This window comes from Rhodococcus sp. NPDC078407, assembly GCF_044542515.1.
Classification (GTDB): domain Bacteria; phylum Actinomycetota; class Actinomycetes; order Mycobacteriales; family Mycobacteriaceae; genus Rhodococcoides.
On the sequence record NZ_JBITUQ010000002.1, the window covers coordinates 1 to 23,479 of the forward strand.

Sequence of the window (23,479 nt, forward strand, 5' to 3'; positions counted from 1 at the left end):
TTTGGATCTCTTGTGGTCAGCTTTACTTCTCGTTTTGCTCTACAGCGGGTGCGTTTGTTGGTTCGCGGCCACCCAGCTACCGACTCCTCCCCCCGCCCCCCCCACGCCACTGCCGAAGGCACCTACTCCTTGTTGAGGTTCGTCCTCGGGATTTCCTCGGTGCGATCGGTCGTCCAGTCGCGGTTGCTGGAGGGCGCGGGTGCAGTTCCGCCGCCGGGGGTCGGTCGCGGAGTGTTGTCGGTTCGGGCCGGCTGACGGTGTCCGCCATTCCCGCCGCTGCGCATGAGCAGGAACACTCCGGCGATCAGCGAGATGACACCGAGGATGCCGGCGACGATCGGAACCGTGCGTCCGAAGAGCGAGAGCCGATCCTGGCCGTCCTTGGCCTGCTGGATCTGGAATTCGACCGTGTTCTCGTCGAACGTGAGCGGAGCATTGAGGACGTCGACCTCGGGCTGGCCCGCCTCACGTGCGTAGTACTGGTGAAGCTGCTCTTCGCCCTTGACGATGACGCCGGTTTCAGGCTCGACCCACAGAGTGCGGGTGTTCTCGTACCACCGGGTCATGGTCACCGGAGCGGTTCCGCCTTCGACACCCCAGGTGTCGGCGGGCAGGGTCACCTTGTTGGTCGGCAGGTTCGCCACGGTGGACAGATCGACCGGGCCGACGGTTTGCCGGTACATGTACACCGGCGTGCCGTTGATCTCGGTTTCCTCGACGAAGTCAATGTCCTGGGCCTGGCGGGTGTTGATATCGAAGTAGGGGTAGCTCTTCTGCTCTGCGTCGAACGGGAACTTGTACTGCAGACCGGTGTGGGCAACCTCTTCAGCGGGCGTGTCGCCGGCCACCTGGATCGTTCCGATCGGGTTCTCCACGGGCATCGAGGACTTACGGTCGAGGGTGACGCGGTCCACGGTGGCCGACAGCAATCCGGTATCGGCCTGCTTGTCGGTGCGACGCAATGTCGTGCCGGCCTGCACTGTGATGATGTCGGCGTCGGAGGGTTCCTCGACGGTGACGAATCGCTGCGAGACGATCGGAACGTTCTGGTCGACGACGACGCGTCCGGCTGCGAGCGAGGTCCTCTCCAGAACGCTGCCCTCACCGGTGGAGACGGTGGTGACCTCGAGGTCCAACGGAGTCTTCTCCAGCGACGACACCGTGTACGTGGGAATGAGGATGGCGGCGACCACCAGAAACGCACCCAAGCCGATGAGTACGAGGGCAAGTATCCGGCTCTGCCCTGAGCGCTCCGCCATGCTGAATCTCCTTAGTTGACCGCTTCATGAAGGACACCGCAGGCGGGAAACACGTTCGGCCCCGACCCGATGCCCGGTTTGTTACGACACGTCGCAGGTGACAGTAACAGTCGACAGTGGCACCGGTCTCGTCTGCGCCGGTTCGACACGGCACACTCGATACCACCATGAGCACCCAGACCCGTTCGGCAAGCGTCGTCCCGCTTCGAGGGTTCGTCCCGTCACTCGAGGGGATGCGTGCCGTCGCATGCATCGGAATCGTTGTCACCCACGTGGCTTTTCAGACCGGTGGCGCGACGTCGCCGATCCTGGGTCATATCTGGGGGAGATTCGACCTGACGGTGGCGATCTTCTTCTCGCTGTCCGGTTTCCTGCTGTGGCGTCCCCACGCGGCGGCAGCCCGCGGTCATCGGAGTGCGCAGCCGCTCGGTCGCTATTTCCGTTCGCGGCTCGCGAGGATTCTGCCCGGTTACTGGGTCGGCGTGATATTGATCCTGCTGTTTCTTCCCGGTGCCGGCGGTGACTACCGCGTGTGGCTGGCGAACCTGTCGTTCACTCAGATATTCGTGCCGTTGACCCTGACCCAGGGCTTGACTCAGATGTGGTCGCTGTCGGTCGAGCTCGCCTTCTATCTTCTGCTGCCGGTGTTCGCTTGGTCGATGGTGTGCCTGCGCGGTGCGGACGCCGCCCGCCGTATCCCAGTCATTCTGGGCGCTGCAGTGCTGACGCTGTCGTGGGCTTTCGTTCCGGTGTCGACGCCCGACGGCATTCACCATGACAACTGGCTCCCCGGCTACTTCCCGTGGTTCGCGGCCGGGATGCTGCTCGCCGAGATCTCGGTGGGGCCACCGACCTGGGTGCATCGGTTGGCTCGTCGCCGATTCGTCATGTCGTCCATCGCGGTTGCCGCGTTCGCCATGTCGGCGACTCCTCTGGCGGGACCGCAGGGCTTGGTGCGTCCGGCGGCCTGGCAGTTCGAGATCAAAATCCTGCTCGGCGCGATACTGGCCTTCGCGATGCTCGCCCCGCTGATTCTCGCCGAGGACGGTCGTCGGCATAGCTTCCTCGAACATCCTGTGATGCTGACGTTGGGCCGCTGGTCGTACGGGTTGTTCATCTGGCATCTGGCTGTGCTCGCCGTCGTGTTCCCGGTGTTCGGCATCGTCCCGTTCTCAGGCGGGATGTGGTTCGTGTTGCCTGTGACTCTCGCACTGTCGATTCCTGTTGCCGCGGCGAGCTACGCGCTGGTGGAAGACCCTGCTCGACGACGCCTCACATCCCGCAAGAAACCGGTCACGGCTTCCGTATCGCACTGACCGCCAACGCGACGATCCCGATCAGCGCAGCCAGCTGCACTCCATAGGATCCGCCGACGTAGCCGTCGGTCGATCGCCACGGACCGAGCGAGAGTAGCGCCGCGCCCAGCAAGGCGAATCCGCCTGCCGTACACGCCAACACGCGTGACGAGAGCGCGGGACCGTAGCGGCGGTCCAGAACGAGGACACCGATTCCGATGACGGCAACTGTGGCCGCCCCGGTGATCCCGGCCAAAACGATCGTTGCTCCGAGCAACGCCGCTACTGCAGCCGGAACGCTCCGCCACGTCCGCGGTGCCGGGCCGAACTCGGGTTCGCTACGAGGCGCACGAAATGCCATGAACAGCAACGGGATGAACAAGAGCAGCCCGCCGAAGATGCCCAGCCGATACCAGCGATCGGTGGCAAAATCCAACGAGATCGTGCCCGACGCCCCCGCCGGAACCAGCCAGGCCTGCTGCCACCCGTCGACCACCACGGGAGACAGCTCGACACCGCCGGGAGTTGTTGCGCGCCAACCGCTGTTGTTGCTCTCCGGAATCACCAGCAGGCGATCTTCGGTGGACGAGGTGAGCGTCACCTCGCGGTGATCGGGGCCCCAGGCGGTCGTTCTCGCCGACTCCGGTGCCGAACTCGTCGGCCAGTCGGCTGGAATAGGCATGGCGCGCAGCCGAATGCCATCGACGAAGAACGATGCGCCCGGTTCCACCACGACGTCCTGGCGACCCTCGGGTAGTGATACGGGGTTGACGAAGTTCTCGTTCACCGGGATGGCGCCGTCGCAGACCGAGGCCTTCAAGGGTTCGCCGGAACGAAACTGGTCGGCGGTGGCGGTCACCGACGTGCGTACCGTCTGCCCGGCGATCGAGACGATGGGCCCGGTGAAGCAGTCCACCGTGATCACGCGATCGCCGTCGTACGGTGCGCCTATCGGTTCGCGAGAAGACAGTGGCGTCACTTCGGCAAAACCCGGTGGTTGTGACTGGATGAAGTCCAACGAGTTTCGATCCAATACGCCGTCCCAGTCCACGATGGACACGACGATCCGGTCGGTCACGAACGGTGCCAGCTCGAGGGTCGTCGAACCGTCGGTATCGACGTCGCGCACCATCGGGCCGTTACCGAGGTTAACTGCCACCCGCGTGGGATGAGCCGGAAGTGCGCCGAGGCTGGGGCTGAGTTCGAGTCCGTCCACCAGTGTGGGAGCGGGCAATTCGATGGTCAGGGTGGGGTTGGTTCCGGCTCGATCGGTGATCGACTTCTCCGGCGCGGTCCACGACGTACGCGGATCACCGTCGGTGGCCGCGAAGGCCGAACCCTCCAGATCCGCGACGTCCGACGCTCCGCTGGCCGACGGTCGCCCCGGTTGGGCCAGTAATGCTTCGAGTTCGGGTGACTGCCGTGTGCGTACCGTCAGATCGGGGATGACCGCGGTGCCCATCGGCACCTCGATGGTGCGCGAGAAGCGGCCCAGCTCCTCGGGAGCTTTGGACAATCCACTGCTGCAACGGATTCGATTCTCGGTGTCGAGGCATCCGGAGTGGCCGGGGAATTCCTGGCCTAGTTCCCAGGCGTCGACGCTCGCCCCGTCGGGAGTCTCGGGCAGCACCGCACGACGCACGATCGGTACCGGCTGTGGGTTGTCTCGGTCGGAGTAGTCGTCCACCGAGACTTCGCTGATGCCGAACTGGCTCCCGCTCGTGTTGTCCACCGTGGACTTGGCAGTGATGCGTAGCCATGGGGTCTCACCGCCCGGGAGGGAGACGGTCGTCGGTTCACCCGGCTCGTCGACCCGCGCGGCCGTGGACCCGTTCGGCGTCGTGATCTCGAGCCATCTGACGGGATCGCCGATCGTGCCCGGGCTGGTGCGGAGAGTCAGTAGGCCACCACGCAACGGAGTGTCGAAGTCCAGCTGAAGCCATTGCCCCACAGCGCGATCGATCCCGTTGCTGATCCAGCTGGTGGCCAGATCGCCGTCCACCGCGGCGGCGACACCGCTGCCGGGGACGCTGCCGCCGATCTGCGTTGCGTCCGACGCCGAACTCGACGCCGTGAGCGTCGCGCCCTCCCACTCGGCGTCCACCGTCTGTGCCCCGTAGACCGGGTAATCGGGAACCTCGTTGAGCGAACGTCGTGGCTCGTCGGCGGCTCGCAGCGCAGAGTTGTGGTTGTCCACCTGACCGAAATCGGTCTCGCGGTTCATCGGGGTGTCCGTCACCGTCACCGAGTCGACAGGTATGCCAGCGGCAGCTGCGTCCGAAGACAGAAGGGTCGGACCCGACGGCACCGGAGTACGAATCCCGTTGTTGCGCAGCTCGTTCGATCGCAAAATGGACTCCGGCCCGCCCTGAATCACCGGGACCCGATCGAGATCGACGGTGTAGGGGCCGGACGCGGGAGTATCGGCCGAACCGTTCACCGAATAGATCTCGACAGCAGGATATGGCGGCCGCAGATCGCCGTCGAGAACGACGCCGTCGACCCGACCGGGCGCGACGTCCTCGCCGAACTCGGCCACCCGGGCCAGCCCCGGCGAACCGTCGAGCACCTGGTGCACCGATGCCGGGCGGGTGGACCGAGAGTCCTCGGGATCGAGGTCGTTGCGCACGACGACGTAGCTGATGCCCTGTCCTTGCAGGGTGTCGGCCAGTCCGCTGGACGGTCTCCCGTCGGCGAAGAGTCGTTGCACGGAGTCCAGTGCGCGAATGGCCCCGGGAGGGGTGAGCGGGACGGCGTCGCGCACGGCCCAGGGTGTGGTGGCCAGAGCCTGCAGCGGTTCGTCGCGGGTCAGGCCCCAGGTCTGCAGGGCGAAGGGGGCACCGGGCACGATCAATGCACGCTGCGCATCGGACCCGTCGGGGCTCGACCCCGAGGCATTGGCGTTGAGCCAGTCCGCAGCATCGTGCCAGTACTGCGGAACGGCCTCGTAGGCTCCGCGAGGCGCGAGCTTGCCCGTCCACGCCAACGAGGTGGACAGCGTCAAGGCCACGAGGACCAACGCGGTCACCGCCACCATCGGGTGCTTCTCGGGATGCGCGACGGCCTCGCGCCACTGAGTCCGCGGAGCGGAGCCCGGGAGCGGAACGCGGGCCAACAGGTGAGCCAGGCCCAGCACCAACGGGATCCGAATAACCGGTTCGAGCTTGTGGATGTTGCGGAGCGGTGCGCCTGCGGAATCGAGGAACAGTCGCACTGTGGCTGCGAACGGGCCGTCCAGATCGCCGACGAATCCGGCACCGAGTCCTACGAGGCCGACGAACAGCATGATCGTCAGCCGGCCACGAGCGGGCATCGATCGCATCGCCAAGCCGGCAATTCCTGCAGCCGCGATCAAGCCGGTTGCGATGACCGCGGCGGGCTGCGTCACCAGGACGGCACCGGCCACCCGCTCGGGTGAGACGAACGGCGTCCAACTACCGGTGCCGCGCAGAACTTCTGTCAACGACGTCCACTGGGTGGTGGTGCCGGAGGATTCTATGTAGTCGAGAAAGGGTGGAGAGACTTTGCCCAGCAACAACAATGGCACTATCCACCACAGTGTTGCGAGCACGAGGAAGCCGGCCCACCAGGAGCCGAACACGATCCAGCGCTTGTTCGGCCGATGCGACAGCATCCAGATCACCGCGACCAGAACCGCGGCGGCCGTCGCGACCGCATTGACCGCTCCCATCAAGGCCACGGCCAGCGCCGATTGTGCCGCCGCTCGCCTCACGCTGTACGTCTGCGTTCCCAAGAAGCGCACCATCGGAATCAGTACCCACGGTGCCAGCATCATGGGCATCGTCTCCGAGGAGATCGACGCGAGGGTGGTGATCACTCGCGGAGACAGAACAAAGGCGGTTGCTGCGATCAGCCGAGAACTACGGCTGCCGATCCCGAGAGCTTCGGCGAGTCGAACGATTCCCCAGAACCCGGCGATGAGCAGCAATGCCCACCACATGCGCTGGGTGATCCACGGCGGGATGGACAGCAGGTCGCCGCCGGCGAAGAACGCTCCGTGCGGAAAGAAGTAACCGTAGGCCTGGTTCTGCACCTGGCCCAACGGTGCCGCACTGTTCCACTGATGCGAGGCGCGTTCGAGAAATCCGAGAGGGTTCTGCGCCAGGTCGTATTTGGTGTCGGCGACGGTGAAGCCGGGAACCTGGAGGAAGGTGAGAAGTAGTGCCAGAGCCGAGACGCCGAGAAGCCATTTACGGCCGAGCGGCTCGGCCGAGATCATCGATCCACGAGAGCGACCAGCGTCAGCGGCTGCCGTACTCAACCTGGTTCAGCAAGGACGAGTCGGCGTTTCCGGTGCGATCGATATCCGGACGAGTGTTGTCGGCTGCAGCGGCGGTGACTCCGAACACGACGCCCGCACCCAGCACGGCTCCGACGACGGCGGCAATGACACCCGGGACAGCGAACTTCATCTCGGTTCTCCAGTCAGTCGGCTCACAGAGCAAAAGGGTGAGGTGGACCCCCACGCGGGCATCACGCTATCACCCGAACCTTCGGAACAAGGCCGGTGGACGCTCTACGCGCCGGGGGGAACGATCAGGACGGGTCGGTGACTGTGTCGCAGGACGTGCTCGGCCACCGAACTCTGCAGTAATGCGCGCAGGCCGGTGGTGCCTCTCGTGCCGGTGACGATGATGTCGACGTCCATCTCGTCGGCTTTCTCGACGATTGCGCTCCAGATGGCGGTGGTGCATTCGGTGCACTGACCCTCCACCTTCAGGCCCGCGGCCTCGGCCAGCGCGACGCCCTCGCTGTTGGTCACCTTCGCGTCGGTGAGCGCAACGTCCTCGGCCTCGTCGTCGGGCACCCATTCGGGTTGCATGACACCCGACAGCCCCGACATCCGGGCTGCTTGACGAACCATCGGCTCCCAGGCCGTGACGACGATCGCGCGAGAGGTGGTGAGAAACCGTCCTGCATAGTCGATCGCACGCTTGGCGTTGTCGGAACCGTCGTAGGCAATGAGTATGAGGTCGCAAGTCATGGTTCAGATCCTCCTCATGTCGCGTTCGTCCAGATTACCCCCACCCCCGTCGGGATCAATGTGGGTTTGAGTCGCTCAGAATGCAACAAAGTCGCATTGATCCGGACCGGCGGGCTGTCAGCTGCACACAACTTCTCGGCTACCGTCGTTTCCATGCGACTCAGGTTTTCGGTTCGGTCCGCTGCGGTGATGACGGTCGGTGTCGGCCTGTTGGTCTCCTGCTCGAGCGAGTCCGCACAGGTCGCGTCGACGCAGTCGGTGGCTCCTGCGCCGACGACCGCTCCCGTCGAGACGACGGTCCCACAGCCTCTGCCGCCCGTCGACGGCTGCGTCACCTTCGTGGAGGGTCTGACCGAGCGTCAACGTCTGGCTCAGTTGCTCACCGTCGGCGTCACCGGTACACAGGATGCGGTCCAGATCATGTCGACCGAGCAGGTCGGTGGCCTCTTCGTCGGCAGTTGGACCGACGAGTCGATGCTCGGTAATCGGGAAGTGCCGCAGGTGCGGGGCGCCTCCGCGGTGGCTCCGATGATCACGATCGACGAGGAGGGCGGACGGGTGTCGCGGGTAGCCGATCTGCTGGGTGTTGCCCCGTCGGCTCGGGAGCTGGCGCAGACGGTGTCGGTGGACGAGGCGTATCAGCAGGCGTTGACGCGCGGACAGGGCTTGAAGGATCTCGGGGTCACCGTCGACTTCGCTCCGGTGGTCGACGTCAGCAGCCAGCCTGCCGATTCCGTCATCGGCGATCGGTCGTTCTCCGACGATCCGCAGGTCGTCATCGAGTACGCGGGGGCGTACGCGCGGGGTCTGGAGGACGCGGGCGTCAAGCCCGTCATCAAGCACTTTCCCGGGCATGGTTCGGGTTCGGGTGACTCGCATACCGGCGCGGTGACGACGCCGTCACTCGACGAGTTGAAGGCGAAGGATCTGGTGCCGTTCGCGGCGTTGAACAATACCGGCGTCGGCGTCATGGTGGGGCACCTCGATGTGCCCGGACTGACCGATCCGGGTGTGCCGGCGAGTATCAGCCCGGCGGCGATGGCGCTGTTGCGCGATGGCGTCGGATACGGTGCCGCGCCGTTCGACGGCCCCATTTTCACCGACGATCTCAGCGGCATGGCAGCGATCACGGCGCGACTCGGAATCGTCGACGCGGTGGAGGCGGCCATCGTCGCGGGAGCCGATGTGGCGCTGTGGCTCACCACCGATCAGGTGCCCGCGGTGTTGGACAATCTGGAAGACGCAGTGGCGACGGGACGCCTCGCGGCGGCTCAGGTGGACGAGGCCGCAGCGACGGTTGCGCGGTTCAAGGGGGCGTGCGGGGCGTGATTGCGCGGTACTGGACCTTACTGTGGAGTAACGTCTAGTACTTCGTACGTATTGGAGGGTCCATGGCTGGCGGCACCAAGAGATTGCCCCGCGCCGTCCGCGAGCAGCAGATGCTCGACGCGGCGGTGGATGTGTTCTCCGACAACGGTTTTCACGAGACTTCGATGGATGCGATCGCCAGGAAGGCGGCAATCTCCAAGCCGATGCTCTATCTGTACTACGGGTCGAAGGACGAGTTGTTCGCCGCGTGCATCCACCGTGAGGGTGTCAAATTCGTCGAAGCGTTGACTCCCGCCGCCGACCCGACTCTGACGCCGCGCGAGCAGCTGCGCAAAGCACTGATCGGCTTCCTCGGCTTCGTCGGCGAAAACCGCAAGTCGTGGATGGTGCTCTACCGTCAGGCCATCGGCCAGCAGGCGTTTGCCTCGCAGGTCCAGAGCAGCCGTGATCGGCTGATCGAGCTGACGGCGGGTTTGCTGGCAATGAGCACCAGGGACCCGGATCAGTCGCACAATTTCGGGTTGATGGCCGTCGCCCTGGTCGGTGCCGGCGAGGCCGTGGCCGACAGAGTGGCAGGCGGCGAGATCGAGGTCGACGCGGCTGCGGACCTCTTGGAGAATCTGGCGTGGCGTGGTCTGGCCGGAAAGAAAACCGCCGCCACCGAGCCGGTCGTCACCACCTAGCGCCGCTGCCTGGGTCGTTCCGCAGGCTCCACTCCTGCTCCCGAACTCGAAGTTATGGACGGAAATCCTGGGATTTCCGTCCATAACTTCGAGCTGGGCGAAACAGCAGTTACCGCAAGGTTCCCGTCAGGTGCGGGTAACCCTTCTTCGGGTTCTTCAGCGACAGGTCCCAGCCGGTACCGACGGCATCGGCGTAGGCGTTGATCGTCGCGGGCAGCACGATCGGCTTGCCGAAGCGGATGCTGTAGTTCACGGCCTCCGGGATTCGACCCTCGACGGTCTGCAGTACTGCTGCAGCGCTCCACATTCCGTGCGCGATGGTCTTCGGGAACCCGAATGCCTTTGCGCCCAGCGAGGATACGTGAATCGGGTTGCGGTCTCCGGAGATGGCCGCGTACCGGCTGATGATCCGCTGGTCGACGCGCAGGGTGCGGGTCGGGGGCGGCGGAACCTCGTCGGCGGGCGGTGCCTCGCGGGGGCCACCGGACAGTGAGGTCTTCTGCAGGCTCAGGAAGCTCGAGGTCTGCTTCCAGACCAACTCGCGTCCTACCTTGACCTCACTGATCAGGTCGACCAGCAAGCCCTTTCGGTGCTCGCGCAGGTTCTCCGCATGCACTCGGATGTCCAGCGGCTCGGTGGCCGAGATGCCACGGAACTGCTCGATGACGTTCTCGGCGTGCACCGAACCGATGGCGGCGAACGGAAAGCCCTTGGACACCATCAGTTTCATCACCGTGGGGAACACCAGCGTGAACGGGTAGGTCACCGGCAGCTGATCGCCGAATCGCAATCCCGTTGCGCGGCAGTACCCGGCGAGGTTGTCGGGGTCCACTCGCAGGCCCTTGAGCTCGTACACCGTGCTGGGGACCGAAGACGACCGGGATCCGAAGAACGGCAGCGCGCCCAGCGCAGCCGAGGTGTAGATGTCGGACGTCTTCGGCTGCGCGGTGAGCGTGACGGTGCTCATGCGCCGAGGAGGCTCTGGCCGCACACGCGCACGACCTGGCCGGTGACGGCGTTGGATGCCGGAGAAGCGAAGTAGGAGACCAACTCTGCGACGTCGACGGTTTCGCCGCCCTGCAGCAGTGAGCTCATGCGTCGTCCGGCCTCGCGGGTGGCGAACGGGATGGCTGCCGTCATCGCGGTCTCGATGAAGCCGGGGGCCACGGCGTTGATCGTGATGTTCTTCTTCGCGAGCACCGGTGCGGAGGCATGCACCAGGCCGATGACGCCGGCCTTCGAGGTGCCGTAGTTGGTCTGGCCGCGGTTGCCCGCGATGCCGGCGATGGAGGAGACGTCGACGACGCGGCCGCCCTCCTTGAGTGCGCCGGAGGCAATCAGCTCGTCGGTGATGCGCTGCGGGGCAGCGAGATTGACGCCGATGACCGAGTTCCAGCGCGCGTCGTCCATATTGGCGAGCGTCTTGTCGCGGGTGATGCCGGCGTTGTGCACGATGATGTCTGCGCCGCCGTGACGCTCGAGCAAGTGCTTGCTCAAGACTTCACCGGCGTCGGGAGAGGTGACGTCGAGTGCGAGCGAGGTGCCGCCGACCTTGTTGGCCGTCTGCGAGAGAGCTTCTCCCGCAGCGGGAATGTCGGCTGCGATGACGGTGGCTCCGTCGCGCGCGAGGACCTCGGCGATGGTGGCACCGATGCCGCGAGCAGCGCCGGTCACGACGGCTACCTTGCCGGCGAGCGGCTTGTCCCACGATGCCGGTGCTTCCGAATCGGCGTCACCGACGGCAATGACCTGGCCGTCGACGAAGGCGGACTTTGCCGAGAGCAGGAAGCGGAGGGTGGATTCGAGGCCGGAGAGTCCGGTCGATGCGTTGGGGGAGATGTAGACGAGCTGAGCCGTTGCGCCGCGCTTGACCTCTTTGCCGACGCTGCGGGTGAAGCCTTCGAGCGCGCGCTGCGCGATGTGCTCGTCGACACTCGAGGTCTCTTCGGGGGTGGTGCCGATGACGACGACGCGGGCCGACGGTGCCAGGTTTCGAATGACCGGCTGGAAGAACTTGAAGAGCTGCTCGAGCTCGGCGACGTTGCCGATGCCGGTGGCGTCGAACACCAACCCGCCGTGCTTGTCGTCGTGCGGCTGCGATTGCGGGTAGTCCGAGAGCAGTTCACGCAGGGGCTCGACGAGGCGGCCGCTGCCACCGATCAGCACCGGTCCGGCCAGTGGGGGCTCGCCGGCCTTGTAGCGACGCAGCTTCTCTGGCTGCGGCAGGCCTGCCTGCTTGGCGATGAAGGCTCCCGGCGCGGACGCGAGGAACGTTGAGTAGAGATCTGGGGCTCCCTTGGAGGCTGCCACTGTCGTACCTTTCATTCAGCGCTGCACGCTCGAGGAGCGAGGCGCACGACCGGGTGTCGACAACCAACTTACTCGCCAGTAAGATGAAACTCCACCACGGCCATTCCCCACACGCTGGGGACGATGTTTGGAGACGTCAGTGACAAGCAAGCAGCTACGACCGGTCGCGATCGTCGGTGGCAACCGCATTCCGTTCGCGCGTTCGGACAAGAAGTACGCGCTGGCGTCCAATCAGGACATGCTCACTGCCACCGTCGATGGCCTCGTTTCGCGATTCGGTCTGCAGGGCGAGCGCCTCGGTCTCGTCGCGGCCGGTGCCGTGCTCAAGCATTCGCGCGATTTCAACCTCACCCGTGAGGTCGTTCTCGGCAGCGCGCTGAGCCCGTACACCCCGGCCTTCGACATCCAGCAGGCCTGCGGCACCGGCCTGCAGTCGATCATCGCGGTCGGCGACGCCATCGCGTCGGGCCGTATCGACGCCGGTATCGGCGGCGGAGTGGACACCACGTCCGATGCCCCGATCGGTGTCAACGACGAACTGCGCGAGTTCCTGCTCTCGCTCAACCGGGCCAAGAGCACCACCGCTCGCCTCAAGCTTCTCGGCAACGTCCGGCCCGGCATGCTCGGCATCGAGATCCCGCGCAACGGTGAGCCGCGCACGGGCCTGTCCATGGGCGACCACGCCGCCATCACCGCCAAGGAATTCGGCGTCCGCCGCGAGGACCAGGACGAACTGGCTGCAGCGAGCCACAAGAACATGGCAGCCGCATACGACCGCGGTTTCTTCGACGATCTGGTGACGCCGTTCCTCGGCCTCACTCGCGACGACAACCTGCGTCCGGGATCGACCGTGGAGAAGCTCTCGACCCTCAAGCCGGTCTTCGGAACCAAGCTGGGCGACGCCACCATGACGGCCGGCAACTCGACGCCGCTCACCGACGGCGCGTCGGCTGCGTTGCTGTCGAGTGACGAGTGGGCTGCCGAGCGCAACCTGCCGGTACTCGCGCACCTGGTCGACTCCGAAACCGCAGCGGTCGATTACGTGCACGGCAACGGATCGTTCAAGGACGGCCTGCTGATGGCTCCGACGTACGCGATCCCGCGTCTGCTCGCCCGAAACGGCTTGACGCTGCAGGACTTCGACTACTACGAGATCCACGAGGCGTTCGCCTCCGTGGTGTTGGCAACTCTGCAGGCATTCGAGAGCGACGAGTACTGCAAGGAGCGTCTGGGACTCGACGGCGCGCTCGGTTCGATCGATCGCAGCAAGCTCAACGTCAACGGATCCTCGCTCGCCGCGGGCCACCCGTTCGCCGCGACCGGCGGTCGCATCGTGGCCTCGCTGGCGAAGATGCTGGCCGAAAAGGGCTCGGGCCGCGGCCTGATCTCGATCTGCGCAGCCGGTGGCCAGGGCGTCACGGCCATCATCGAGCGCTGATCACTGCAGCTTCGGCTGCTCCCGAATCGGGGGACACACGGTCGGCGGATCCGGCAATCGAGGGGTTTTCGGATCTGCCGACCAGAACATGAAGAAGGGGCACGCATTGCATGCGTGCCCCTTCTTCGTGTCCGATCAGCCGGGAATTCCGCTTTCCGGCGGGGTCGATTCCTCGCCCGTGTACTCCTCCACGGCCGAATCTCCGATGTCCGTCTGCAGCACCGGCGTCAGGTATTCGGGCACGCCGCCGCGGATCTGGAAGACACTGGCTCCGGAGATGCCGAGGTGACTTTCTTCCGAGTAGCGGAACGGAGCAAGCTGCGGACCTTCGAAGTCCTGTCCGCCGTCCTGGATGGCCGCGACGATGCCCTCGCGGGTCGGATTCTCGCCCGCCGCCTGCAGCGCTTGGACGAATGCGTACGCCTGGCTCAGTCCGTAGATGCGGTAGTTGGTCAGTGGTTCACCGGTTCCGTTCTCGGCCCAGACCTTCTGCCACAGTTGGGTCCACGGATTTTCCGGAGAGTCGACGCCCGGAATGTACTCGAGCGAGATCATGCCCTCGAGGGACTGCGCGCCGTCGGTGACGGCGCCCTGGGAGAAGCGTCCGAGCAGGGAGCCGACGAGGTCGACGTCGGAACCGATCGAGCTGTAGAACCACTCGGGGTCGTAGTTCAGTCGCATGGCGGTGAGCTGGCTCAACGCGGTGTACGAGGGCACGTTGAAGCCGAGAATCAGGTCGGCTCCGGCACCCTGCAGGGCCGCGATCTGAGGTGCGACGTCGGTGTTGCCCGAGGTGTAGCGCACCACCTCGACGATCTGGTCGTCGAGATACTGGCGTACTGCTTCCTCGCTGTCTCGGCCGAGGTCGTCGTCCTGGAGGAACAGTCCCACCTTGGCGTCGGGCCGGTTCTTCGTCACCCAGTCACCGATGATCTTGCCCTCGACCTGGTAATCGGGCTGCCAGCCGAAGGTGTTCGGGTACTTCTCGGGATCATTGCCCCACATGATCGCGCCGGACGAGACGAACAGGTCCGGCACGCCCTCTTCGTTCAGGAAGTCGATGACCGCGCTGTGGGTCGCCGTCCCGAGTCCACCCACGACGGCGAACACTTCGTCTTGCAGTACGAGTTCGTTGACGACCTGGGTGGTGGTGGTCGGATCGTACGAGTCGTCCCGCACCACGTATTCGATCTGCCGGCCGTTGATGCCGCCTGCGGCGTTGACGTAGTCGAAGTACGCCTGTGCGCCCGTGGGAATCTCGCTGTAGCCGGGCGCTGCGACCCCGGTCAACGGGAAGTGGGCACCGATCTTCACCGAGGTGTCGGTGATGCCGACCGTCGAGCCTTCCGAGGATTCCGTTGCCTCGTCTCTACCGCCTGCGCCGCACGCTGCAGCCAGCGCGACGACGGCGACGAGCGCGGTCGTCTTGACCGCCACCGATCCGAACTTTGTCATTTCATTCCTTTTCTGGTCAGACGAAACCTTCGATACGTGCCCACCAAACCCAGTGGGGCGAACAGGATGACCAGGACGGTGAAGACCCCGGTCACCAGTGGTGCGAGTTCGGCGGATTGCAGACTGCTCAGGCCCACATCGAGACCGAGGTTGGTGACCACCGGTGGGATGTAGGTCAGCAGTATTGCCCCGATCAAGGCCCCGGAGAGGGTTCCGAGGCCACCGATGACGACGGCCGAGAGCAATGTCAGTGAGAGTGTCAGCGTGAATCCGCTCGGTGCGGCGATGCGCGCGGACATCGCGAGGACGGCGCCGCCGGCACCCGCACAGGCCGCGCTGACGACGAACGCCAGAATGCGTGCGCGTCCCAGGTCGATTCCGGCCAGCTCGGCGGCCACCTCGTCGTCTCGCACGGCCCGCCAGCGACGGCCGATCCGGCTCGACGAGACGTTGGCCAACAGGAAGAACACGATGACGAGCAGCACCCAGCTGACGTAGGCGACGAATTTCGTTCCGCTGAGCTCGTTTCCGGTGACGAAGTACATCGCGTCGTCGATCAGCTGCGGGACCTGCGGAGCCGGGACGACGAGTCCTTGCTCGCCCCCGAGGTAGTCCGAGAAGTACAGCGCCAGGCCCGGTACGGCGACGGCGAGTGCCAGCGTGGCACCGGCCAGATACGGCCCGTGCAGTCGGGCAGCGGCAACTCCCACCACCACGCCCACCACGGCCGAGATCACGGTGGCGGCGAGCAGTACCAGGGGCACCGACCATCCCGAATCGTTGGCCCGCAGCATCAACGCCGCGGTGTATGCGCCGACGGCCATGAAGGCGCCGTGTCCGAGCGAGAGTTGCCCGCTCAATCCGGTGAGCACCGTCAAACCGCCTGCTGCAATGGCCAGATACGCGACCGAGGTCAGTTGGCTCTGCCGGAACGTGCTCAGAGATTCGAGCGCGAGCACGATGACCACGAGTCCGATGACAGCACAGAGGAAGTGGCGACGAACCGGGGTCGCTGTGAGGCGAGTGAGAGTTGCGTTCACGTCATACCCTCCTGGCCGTGGCGCTGGCGAACAAACCACTCGGGCGTACCAGGAGAACGACGATCAGAATGACCAGCGCCGCACTGGATACGAGATCCTGACCGAGGTAGCCGCTGACGAAGCTGAGGCCGATGCCCATGAGCAGACCGCCGACCACCGCACCGGCCGGACTGTCGAGGCCGCCGAGAACTGCTGCGACGAAACCGAATACGACGATCGAGTCCATGTAACCCGGATGCACCAACGAGCCACCCGCGATGAGCAGGCCTGCGAGTGATCCGACGACTGCGGCAAGAGCCCAACCCAGGGTGAGCATCCGACTCACGCGCACGCCGAGCAGTTTGGCCACCTCCTGCTCGAATGCGCTCGCCCGCATCTTCAGTCCCAGATCGGTGAAGCGGAACAGCAGGATGAGCAGCGCCAGTACCACCAGGACGGCGATGATCTTGAAGATGTCGTAACCGGTCAAGGCCACGTTGACGTCACCGATCCGCTGGCCCGTGAGACCGAACGGTGCAGGGAAGGAACGGAATTGGTTGCCGAAGACAATGGCCGCGACGGCGTGGATGATGATGAACAACCCGAGCGTGAGAATCACCGGGTTGATGTGCGAGGAGCTGTCGACGAATCGGATGACGAGTCGTTCGATCAACGCTCCCAACAGCAAGCCGCTGACGAGTGCGACCGCGAATCCGATCCAGTACGAGTACCCGGCGTCGATGACGACGAGCGCGACGTAGGTGGTGATCATGGCCATCGGGGCCTGAGCGAAGTTGACGATGCGTGTCGATCGCCAGATGAGGACGAGGGCGAGCGCGAACGCGGCATAGATCATGCCGGTCGTCACGCCGTTGATGAGGATGGTGAGCAGTTGTTGCACTGTGGCAGGAGTCCTTTCGGCTCTAGAACCCGAGGTAGGCGTGTCGGAGGGCGTCGTCCCCGGCCAGGGTGTCGGCGGGGCCTTCCATCGCGACCTTGCCCAGATCCAGGACTACGGCGTGTTCGGCGATCGACAGCGCGCTGCGGGCGTTCTGTTCGACGAGTACGACGGTCATCGATTCCGAATCGACGAGTCCGCGCAGTGTCTCGAAGATCTGCGCGACGACTTTCGGAGCCAGCCCGAGAGACGGCTCGTCGAGCAGCAGGACCGACGGTGTCGCCATCAACGCCCGGCCGATCACGAGCATCTGTCGTTCCCCGCCGGACAGGGTGTGTGCGGACGAGGTCCGCCGGCCCGTCAGAGGTGGGAACATGTCGTAGATACGGTCCAGCGTGACGGCGTCGTGACTTCTGTTGCGTCCCAAGGCGCCGAGTCGAAGATTCTCGTCGACGGTCAGTTCCGCTATCACTCCTCGTCCCTCGGGAACGTGCGCAAGCCCTTTGCGGGACATGCGATCCGGTGCCACGCCGACGATATCGACCCCGGCGAGTTCGATCCTTCCCGACACCGGTTTCAGCAATCCCGAGATGGTGCGAAGCAACGTCGTCTTTCCGGCTCCGTTCGCTCCGAGCACGGCGGTGATCGCTCCGGCGGTGACGGACATCGACACGGAATCGAGAGCGGTGACCGGGCCGTAGCGAACGGTCAGGTCGGTGATGGTCAGGTGTGCCGCGTCAGTCTTCATGTGCCACGTCGTTTCCGAGATATGCCGCCAGTACGGCGGGGTCCTCGCGTATCTGATCGGGCGTTCCCTGCGCGATGACCTTGCCGAAATCCAGTACGTAGATTCGGTCGCACACACTCATCACGAGATCCATGTGATGCTCGACGAGCATGACCGACGTTGCCGGCCTGTCCGGCTCCGAATCGGTGGGTCCGCCTGCGAGAGAGCGGATCTCGTTGCCGAGTTCGCTCATCTCGTCACTGGACAGACCCGAGGCGGGTTCGTCGAGCAGGAGCAATGTCGGTTCGCTCACCAGCGCACGTGCCAGGGCGACGCGTTTGCGCACCGCGTACGGCAAGCTCGGCGGCAGGCGGTGCGCGTGGTCGTCGATGCGTAGTCGCGCCAGCATGGCCATCGCGGTCGAGCGGACCGCAGCGTCGTCCGAGGCGCTCGACGGTAGGCCGAGCAGGCCCGCGAGAACTCCTGTTCGGGCCGTTCGGTCGGCACCGATCATGACGTTGTCCAGCACGGTCATGCGGTCGAACAACCCGAGACCCTGCAGGGTTCTGCTCATGCCGAGTCGGGGAAGGTCGTGCGGTCGAAGGCCGGGCAGTGTCTTGCCGTGTCGGCCGAGGGATCCCGATTGCGGGCGAACGAGTCCGCACGCAACATTGAACAGGGTGGTCTTCCCGGCTCCGTTCGGCCCGATCACCCCCAGAACCTCCCCGGGGCGTACTTCGAGGCTGACACCGGAGAGCGCGACGATTCCGCCGAACGACACTTCGACGTCGTTCAGGGTGAGCACCGGGTCCATCGTGTCGAGAGAGTTCAAGTGACGCACCTCACAATCTGTTGCGTTCACTATGGGGCGTCGCGCACAACGAGCGATATGGGCGCTGCGCACAGAATATTTGGGTCACTCGGCACCAGTACCGGTCAAATCACCCTGTTATGTGGGCTCTGTGCGCAAAACTGTGCGTGTGGATGCTCCTGGTGGTCGACGTGCACCGACGCGTTCTGCTGCCCGGGGCGCGGTCACGGACGCCGACCAGGAGAAGATTCGGAGCGCCTGGGCGGCGTTGACGCCGCGGGCCGATGCGATCGCCGACTCCATCACGTTGGCCCTCATCGAGCAGGAGCCCGCTTACCTGGCCAGCCCCGCCCCGGACATCGCGGGCGAGATCCGACGCAGTACCCGCGAGCACATCGGTCAAGGTCTTCGTACGTTGTCTGGGTTGCCTGCGGCACACGACAACACCCGCGAGGTGTGGCGTCGTACCGGTAGGGAGCGGGCCCGCCAGGGGATTCCGATGGAACTGGTACTCAAGGCCTACACGCTCGGTAGTCGAACACTCTGGGAAGAGCTGATGCTCGAGCGAGAGCAATGCCGCACCAGGATCGACGAGCGGCTGCTTCTGGTGGCGGGTCAGCAGTTGTGGCGTGCACTCGACAGTCAGTACGAAACTCTCGTCGAGGCCTACCGCCAGGAGAGCGCCCGAATGCAGCAGCGGGATCTCGCCAACGTCCTGGAAATTCTCGACGGTCTTCGATCGGGCCGTGGTGGCGATCCGGCATTCGTCATCGAAGCTCGTGCCACTCTGGGTCTTTCGGCGTCGCAGCAAATCGCGTGCGTCGTCGGGCCGCTCGACGATCAGGGTTCGCCGCCGCTTCCCGCTCCGGAGGATGCGTTGGATCAAATCGGTGCCGTCTCGCATTGGAATACCCGGGACGGCCATCAGTTCGCACTCGTCGCTCTCGGCACCGGATCGTGGAACTCCGTCGTCGACGCTCTCGATGCTCGGGCCGTCGGGCCGGTCGGTGTCGCACATTCCCCGGAGGGTGTGGCGTCGTTCGCGGCGGCGTACCGGCTGGCGGCGTTGACGGCTGAAACCATCACCGAGGGCAGCGGTGTGGCACTGGCGACGGAGCGGCTGCCCCGAGTGATCATGGCTGCCGACCATCAGTCGTCGGAGTTGCTCGTTCGCCATGCGCTCGGCAGCCTGTGGACGCACCCGGAGCCGCATCGCGGAACGCTGCTCGACACTCTGGCGCACATGCTGGCATCCGACGGTTCGCCGACCAATGCCGCGAAGGCGCTCTACTGCCATCGCAACACCGTGATCTACCGGGTCCGTCGAATCGAGGAGCTCACCGGCCACGATCTGACCGATCCGCGAGATCGACTCCTGCTCACGCTAGCGCTGGTCAGGACGGGGCATTGGACCCGAGCCGTGGGGCAAGGTGACAGCTCGACACCTCGCGGATCATTCAATCGGATTAATTGACGGGGACAAATTTTTAGTTGATGTAACGCACCGTCGACATGTGCCTATATTCCAGTTGGCTCCGTGCTGCTGCCTGACCCCCGACCCGGCAGCAGCGCGGGGCCTTCTTCGTTTCAGCACCGAACATCGGAGTGAGCATCACCGTTCGGTTTGCGTAAGCTCGTGCGCGGGGTACGCCGTGCCCACGGGTGGAACTTTCATCGAACGGTGGTCCTGGAAGGGTCGAACGTGAGCGAGGGCAACAGTAAGTCGGGTGACGCGCCGAAGGGCGACGATCCCAACCCCGACATACCGCCGTACGACGCTCCCACCGAGGTCTTCGGAGCGGTCACGGACGATGGCTCGGAGCAGGTGCCCGGAGATGACCGTGCAACCGACGACGTGCCGGTGAACTCTGCAGCCGACGTCGGCGAGCACAATGAGTCCGAGCACCATGAGTCCGAGCACGATGAGTCCGAGGCCGTTTCCGGTGATACCCAGGCCGGGTCCGGTGACGCGGAAGTCGACGAGACCGAAGCCGCAGAGCCGTCCGAAGCCGCAGATCCGTCCGAAGCCGCAGAGCAGGCCGTCCCGGGTGCTCGGACCGCTGACGATGTTCCGACCACTGATGTCCCGAACACTGATGCCTCGACTGATGAAGCCCCGACTGCTGAACCCGTCGCCACAGAGGTGAGCGAATCTGCCGACCCGGCAGACGGAGTCGAGTCCGATACTGTGCTTTCGGCCCCGCAGCAGACGCCCGTTGCGGACGAATCCCCGACCGTGGCGCAGCCAGTTGTACCAGCGCAGGCAGTCGTACCAGCGCAGCCTGATGTGCCGGCGCAGCCGGAGGTTTCCGGGGATCCGGCGGTGCCAGGGCAGTCCGTCGCTGCCGGGGGATCTGCTGTTTCCGAAAAGCCCACTGTTTCTGACGAGCCGACTGTTGCTGGGGAGCCGGTTGGTTCCGAACGGTCGGCGGTGCTCGGGGAGTCCGCGTCCCCTGCCGAACCGCAGTCGGGTCCACCCGGTGGCGAAGTCCGGCCCACAGACGAGGCCGGGTCGGCACCGCCGTGGCGAAAGATTGCCATCGGCACCGGTGCAGTGGTTGCCGTTCTGGCGATGCTGTACGCCGCTGACTGGATTGCCTCGAGCGATCGTGTTCCCCGGGGTGTCACCGTGGCGGGAATCGACGTGGGCGGAAAAGCTCATTCCGACGCCGAAGCCGCTCTGCGCTCCGAGTTGGGCCCCCGCGCCGAGCAACCCGTTCAGGTCGACGTCGGTGATCGGCAGGTCGAGGTGCTCCCTGCCGCTGCCGGACTCGGAGTGGATTGGAACGCGACGTTGGACCGCGCGGGATCCCAGCCGATCAATCCGATCACGCGGTTGACATCGTTCTTCGGCAGTCGCGAGATCGGCGTCGTGTCCACCACCGATGAACAGGCGCTGAACGCGGCCGTCGACGGGCTTCGGGCCGAAACCGATCGCGAGCCCGTCGAGGGTGACGTGGTGTTCGACGGTGCTACCCCTGTCGCTGTTGCACCGTTGGAGGGTCGGACCTTGGACGCAGACGGGACGCGTCGAAATTTGCAGACCGAATGGGCCTCGGGCGCAACGGAAGTGGTCTACGAGTCCACCCCTGTCACGGTCACGCAGGACGCCGTGGACGAGGCACTCGACAATATCGCCGCACCCGCCGTTGAAGCGCCGGTGATCGTGTCTGGCCGGCAGAACGTGGACGCGGTCCTGGCACCGGAGCGCGTCGGCGAGGTGCTGAGCTTCGACCCGGACGGCCAGGGTGGTCTGACTCCTGTGTACAACACCGATGTCGCCGCCGGCATTCTTGCACCGCAACTCGTGCGCACCGAGGTACCGCCGAAGGACGCGTCGTTCACGTTCTCCGGCGGTGCCCCGACGGTCGTGCCGGGAGTGATGGGGGAGTTGGTGGAGTGGCGCAAGACGCTCGAGCAGCTGCCCGCACTGTTGTCTGCGGACGGACCACGTACCACCGAGGCGATCTACGAGCCGGCCCCGCCCGCACTCACCACCGAGGGTGCCGAGAATCTCGGAGTGCGAGAAGTGATCGCGGAGTACACCACCGGCGGGTTCGAATACGCCTCGGGCGTCAATATCGGGCTCACCGCGCAGATCGTCAACGGTGCACTCGTCAAGCCGAAAGAGACGTTCTCGCTCAATGGATACACCGGTCCGCGGGGTACTGCGCAGGGCTTCGTCGAGTCGGGGATCATCGACAACGGTCGACCCGATCGCGCTGTCGGCGGCGGGATCAGCCAGTTCGCGACGACCCTCTACAACGCGTCGTACTTCGCCGGCATGGAAGACACCGACCACACCGAGCACAGCTACTACATCAGCAGATATCCCGAGGCACGAGAAGCGACGGTCTTCGAGGGTGCCATCGACCTGAAGTTCACCAACCCCAACGACACCGGGGTTCTGATCCAGTCGTTCGCCGACTCGTCCAGTGTCACCGTCCGATTGTGGGGAACCAAGACGGTCGACGTCGAATCGATCACCGGTTCGCGAACCAATTTCACCTCGCCGAACACGGTGACACTGCCCGCCGGCGACGGCTGCGTCGCATCCGGTGGGGGCCAGGGCTTCACGGCCAGCGACACCAGGGTGATCAGCGATGCCGCGTCGGGCAGAGAATTGTCGCGGAACACCAGAACGGTCAAGTACGACCCGATTCCGATCGTGAGATGTGTGCAACCCGATCGTCCGGATCCTTCTCCGGAGCCGCGACCGAACGCCGAGCCGGAGCCCGAACCGGATGAGTGAGGCCCCAGTCGCGGGGGAGGCAATTCGAATCACGTCGATTCGGACTGTGGCGTCGACACTCGATCGGGTGTTTCCTAGCAGTAGGGACTTGCTCGAAACGAATGCGTCCGTGCGGAGGTTGCACAACACAGGTTCTCCGCTGCACTCGATCACCGAAGGGGAACATCGCCGATGACGCTCACACGTACCGTCCTCGATCAGCAGACGCTGCGTGAGGCGTACGCGCAGTTCCCGAGCGGGGTGGTGGCAATCGCCGCGCAGATCGACGGCGTGCCGGTGGGGCTGGCCGCGAGCAGCTTCGTATCGGTGTCCATCGATCCGCCGCTGGTGGCTGTCTGCATCCAGAACACGTCGACTACGTGGCCGAAACTCGAGTCGGCACCCAACATCGGCGTCAGCGTTCTCGGCGAAGCGCACAACGATGCCGTCCGAACTCTGGCGGCCAAAACCGGTGACCGATTTGCGGGCCTCGATCTCACCGTCACCGACGGGGGAGCCACCTTCATCGTGGGCGCGACTGCGTGGCTCGACACCACCATCGATCAGCAACTCCCCGCAGGCGACCACACGATAGTGCTGCTGCGGATCCATTCCCTGGAAGTGCAGAGTGAAGTGAACCCAATCGTGTTCCACGGCAGCAAGTTTCGCAAGCTTCAGCAGTAGTCCCTGCTTCGCCTGCGCCTGTTCCGTCTGCATCTGCTCCGACTGCACCCGCTCCGCCTCGTCTGCCCCTCCTCCGCCTGCGCCTGCTCCGCCTCGTCTGCCCCTCCTCCGCCTGCGCCTGCTCCGCCTCGTCTGCCCCTCCTCCGCCTCGTCCGCCCTCCAGTTTTCGCAAACGCGTGCGCGTTTGCTGAACGCGCGCGGTATGGCGGCGAAATCGTGAGCAATTTTGCGCGCACCTGGCAAACGCACTCGCGTTTGCGCGAGCGACAGGCCCGGTGAACTGGTACGCCGGTACCTGAATCCATCCACAGGGCCGAAGTTGTCCACAATCAGCA

Annotated in this window: 18 protein-coding genes; 7 read left to right on the forward strand and 11 right to left on the reverse strand. The window is 65.1% G+C overall.

The annotated features are described in order from the left end of the window. Positions 1-122: 122 nt before the first annotated feature. On the reverse strand, positions 123-1,259 hold the full coding sequence (locus ACIGGF_RS02425; protein WP_397519859.1) for a DUF3068 domain-containing protein: 1,137 nt from the start codon (positions 1,257-1,259) through the stop codon (positions 123-125). 167 nt (positions 1,260-1,426) lie between these two features. On the opposite strand from ACIGGF_RS02425, the gene ACIGGF_RS02430 reads away from it, so the two are divergent. Continuing rightward, complete coding sequence (locus ACIGGF_RS02430; protein WP_397519860.1) at positions 1,427-2,575, forward strand: acyltransferase family protein; 1,149 nt, start codon at positions 1,427-1,429, stop codon at positions 2,573-2,575. Here the strand turns inward: ACIGGF_RS02430 and ACIGGF_RS02435 are convergent. The 3 genes from ACIGGF_RS02435 to ACIGGF_RS02445 form a co-directional block, all read right to left on the reverse strand. Further along, positions 2,553-6,794, reverse strand: a complete 4,242-nt coding sequence (locus ACIGGF_RS02435; RefSeq protein WP_397519861.1) for an alpha-(1->3)-arabinofuranosyltransferase — start codon at positions 6,792-6,794, stop codon at positions 2,553-2,555. The two genes, ACIGGF_RS02430 and ACIGGF_RS02435, sit on opposite strands and share 23 nt — an antisense overlap. Before the next feature lie 22 nt (positions 6,795-6,816). Beyond that, positions 6,817-6,987 (reverse strand): DUF2613 domain-containing protein, encoded by a 171-nt coding sequence (locus ACIGGF_RS02440; protein WP_397519862.1) that lies wholly within the window; start codon positions 6,985-6,987, stop codon positions 6,817-6,819. Positions 6,988-7,091: 104 nt separating this feature from the next. Continuing rightward, a complete protein-coding gene (locus tag ACIGGF_RS02445) occupies positions 7,092-7,559 on the reverse strand; it encodes a universal stress protein (RefSeq protein WP_397519863.1) in 468 nt (155 codons plus the stop codon). Positions 7,560-7,712: 153 nt separating this feature from the next. Here ACIGGF_RS02445 and ACIGGF_RS02450 point away from each other — a divergent pair, with 153 nt between their 5' ends. Continuing rightward, entirely contained in the window at positions 7,713-8,888 is a 1,176-nt protein-coding gene (locus ACIGGF_RS02450) for a glycoside hydrolase family 3 N-terminal domain-containing protein (protein WP_397519864.1), read from the forward strand. 62 nt (positions 8,889-8,950) lie between these two features. After that, complete coding sequence (locus ACIGGF_RS02455) at positions 8,951-9,571, forward strand: TetR/AcrR family transcriptional regulator (protein WP_397519865.1); 621 nt, start codon at positions 8,951-8,953, stop codon at positions 9,569-9,571. 109 nt (positions 9,572-9,680) lie between these two features. On the opposite strand, the gene ACIGGF_RS02460 is transcribed toward ACIGGF_RS02455, so the two are convergent. Continuing rightward, positions 9,681-10,538: a MaoC/PaaZ C-terminal domain-containing protein gene (locus ACIGGF_RS02460; protein WP_397519866.1), complete on the reverse strand. Its 858-nt coding sequence runs from the start codon at positions 10,536-10,538 to the stop codon at positions 9,681-9,683. Beyond that, entirely contained in the window at positions 10,535-11,881 is a 1,347-nt protein-coding gene (locus tag ACIGGF_RS02465; RefSeq protein ID WP_397519867.1) for a 3-oxoacyl-ACP reductase, read from the reverse strand. Before ACIGGF_RS02465 ends, ACIGGF_RS02460 begins: the two co-directional genes overlap by 4 nt. Positions 11,882-12,020: 139 nt before the next feature. Here ACIGGF_RS02465 and ACIGGF_RS02470 point away from each other — a divergent pair, with 139 nt between their 5' ends. Next, positions 12,021-13,319, forward strand: a complete 1,299-nt coding sequence (locus tag ACIGGF_RS02470; RefSeq protein ID WP_397519868.1) for an acetyl-CoA C-acetyltransferase — start codon at positions 12,021-12,023, stop codon at positions 13,317-13,319. A gap of 135 nt (positions 13,320-13,454) precedes the next feature. On the opposite strand, the gene ACIGGF_RS02475 is transcribed toward ACIGGF_RS02470, so the two are convergent. Genes ACIGGF_RS02475 through ACIGGF_RS02495 form a run of 5 tightly spaced genes read right to left on the reverse strand, consistent with a single transcriptional unit; the run spans position 13,455 to position 18,250 of the window. Next, a complete protein-coding gene (locus ACIGGF_RS02475) occupies positions 13,455-14,774 on the reverse strand; it encodes an ABC transporter substrate-binding protein (protein WP_397519869.1) in 1,320 nt (439 codons plus the stop codon). Continuing rightward, entirely contained in the window at positions 14,771-15,814 is a 1,044-nt protein-coding gene (locus ACIGGF_RS02480; protein ID WP_397519870.1) for a branched-chain amino acid ABC transporter permease, read from the reverse strand. The genes ACIGGF_RS02475 and ACIGGF_RS02480 overlap by 4 nt, the downstream gene beginning before the upstream one ends. A 1-nt stretch (position 15,815) precedes the next feature. After that, positions 15,816-16,694 carry a branched-chain amino acid ABC transporter permease gene (locus ACIGGF_RS02485; protein ID WP_397519871.1) on the reverse strand — a complete coding sequence of 293 codons (879 nt, stop codon included), beginning with the start codon at positions 16,692-16,694 and terminating at the stop codon, positions 15,816-15,818. Positions 16,695-16,716: 22 nt separating this feature from the next. Next, positions 16,717-17,439 (reverse strand): ABC transporter ATP-binding protein, encoded by a 723-nt coding sequence (locus tag ACIGGF_RS02490; protein WP_397519872.1) that lies wholly within the window; start codon positions 17,437-17,439, stop codon positions 16,717-16,719. Next, complete coding sequence (locus ACIGGF_RS02495) at positions 17,429-18,250, reverse strand: ABC transporter ATP-binding protein (RefSeq protein ID WP_397519873.1); 822 nt, start codon at positions 18,248-18,250, stop codon at positions 17,429-17,431. Before ACIGGF_RS02495 ends, ACIGGF_RS02490 begins: the two co-directional genes overlap by 11 nt. Positions 18,251-18,398: 148 nt before the next feature. Here ACIGGF_RS02495 and ACIGGF_RS02500 point away from each other — a divergent pair, with 148 nt between their 5' ends. The 3 genes from ACIGGF_RS02500 to ACIGGF_RS02510 all read left to right on the forward strand — a co-directional run bounded on the left by ACIGGF_RS02500 (position 18,399) and on the right by ACIGGF_RS02510 (position 23,144). Then, positions 18,399-19,703 carry a PucR family transcriptional regulator gene (locus ACIGGF_RS02500; protein WP_397519874.1) on the forward strand — a complete coding sequence of 435 codons (1,305 nt, stop codon included), beginning with the start codon at positions 18,399-18,401 and terminating at the stop codon, positions 19,701-19,703. A gap of 228 nt (positions 19,704-19,931) precedes the next feature. Then, positions 19,932-22,481 carry a VanW family protein gene (locus ACIGGF_RS02505; RefSeq protein ID WP_397519875.1) on the forward strand — a complete coding sequence of 850 codons (2,550 nt, stop codon included), beginning with the start codon at positions 19,932-19,934 and terminating at the stop codon, positions 22,479-22,481. Positions 22,482-22,652: 171 nt separating this feature from the next. Beyond that, the gene (locus tag ACIGGF_RS02510; RefSeq protein WP_397519876.1) at positions 22,653-23,144 is read left to right on the forward strand and encodes a flavin reductase family protein; all 492 of its coding nucleotides are present in this window, start codon (positions 22,653-22,655) and stop codon (positions 23,142-23,144) included. The last annotated feature ends 335 nt before the right edge of the window (positions 23,145-23,479 follow it).

Excerpts from the sequence above, each read along its gene's own strand:
- ACIGGF_RS02425 (WP_397519859.1), bottom strand. The coding sequence starts at position 1,259 with ATGGCGGAGCGCTCAGGGCAGAGCCGGATACTTGCCCTCGTACTCATC.
- ACIGGF_RS02430 (WP_397519860.1), top strand. The coding sequence starts at position 1,427 with ATGAGCACCCAGACCCGTTCGGCAAGCGTCGTCCCGCTTCGAGGGTTC.
- ACIGGF_RS02435 (WP_397519861.1), bottom strand. The coding sequence starts at position 6,794 with ATGATCTCGGCCGAGCCGCTCGGCCGTAAATGGCTTCTCGGCGTCTCG.
- ACIGGF_RS02440 (WP_397519862.1), bottom strand. The coding sequence starts at position 6,987 with ATGAAGTTCGCTGTCCCGGGTGTCATTGCCGCCGTCGTCGGAGCCGTG.
- ACIGGF_RS02445 (WP_397519863.1), bottom strand. The coding sequence starts at position 7,559 with ATGACTTGCGACCTCATACTCATTGCCTACGACGGTTCCGACAACGCC.
- ACIGGF_RS02450 (WP_397519864.1), top strand. The coding sequence starts at position 7,713 with ATGCGACTCAGGTTTTCGGTTCGGTCCGCTGCGGTGATGACGGTCGGT.
- ACIGGF_RS02455 (WP_397519865.1), top strand. The coding sequence starts at position 8,951 with ATGGCTGGCGGCACCAAGAGATTGCCCCGCGCCGTCCGCGAGCAGCAG.
- ACIGGF_RS02460 (WP_397519866.1), bottom strand. The coding sequence starts at position 10,538 with ATGAGCACCGTCACGCTCACCGCGCAGCCGAAGACGTCCGACATCTAC.
- ACIGGF_RS02475 (WP_397519869.1), bottom strand. The coding sequence starts at position 14,774 with ATGACAAAGTTCGGATCGGTGGCGGTCAAGACGACCGCGCTCGTCGCC.
- ACIGGF_RS02490 (WP_397519872.1), bottom strand. The coding sequence starts at position 17,439 with ATGAAGACTGACGCGGCACACCTGACCATCACCGACCTGACCGTTCGC.
- ACIGGF_RS02510 (WP_397519876.1), top strand. The coding sequence starts at position 22,653 with ATGACGCTCACACGTACCGTCCTCGATCAGCAGACGCTGCGTGAGGCG.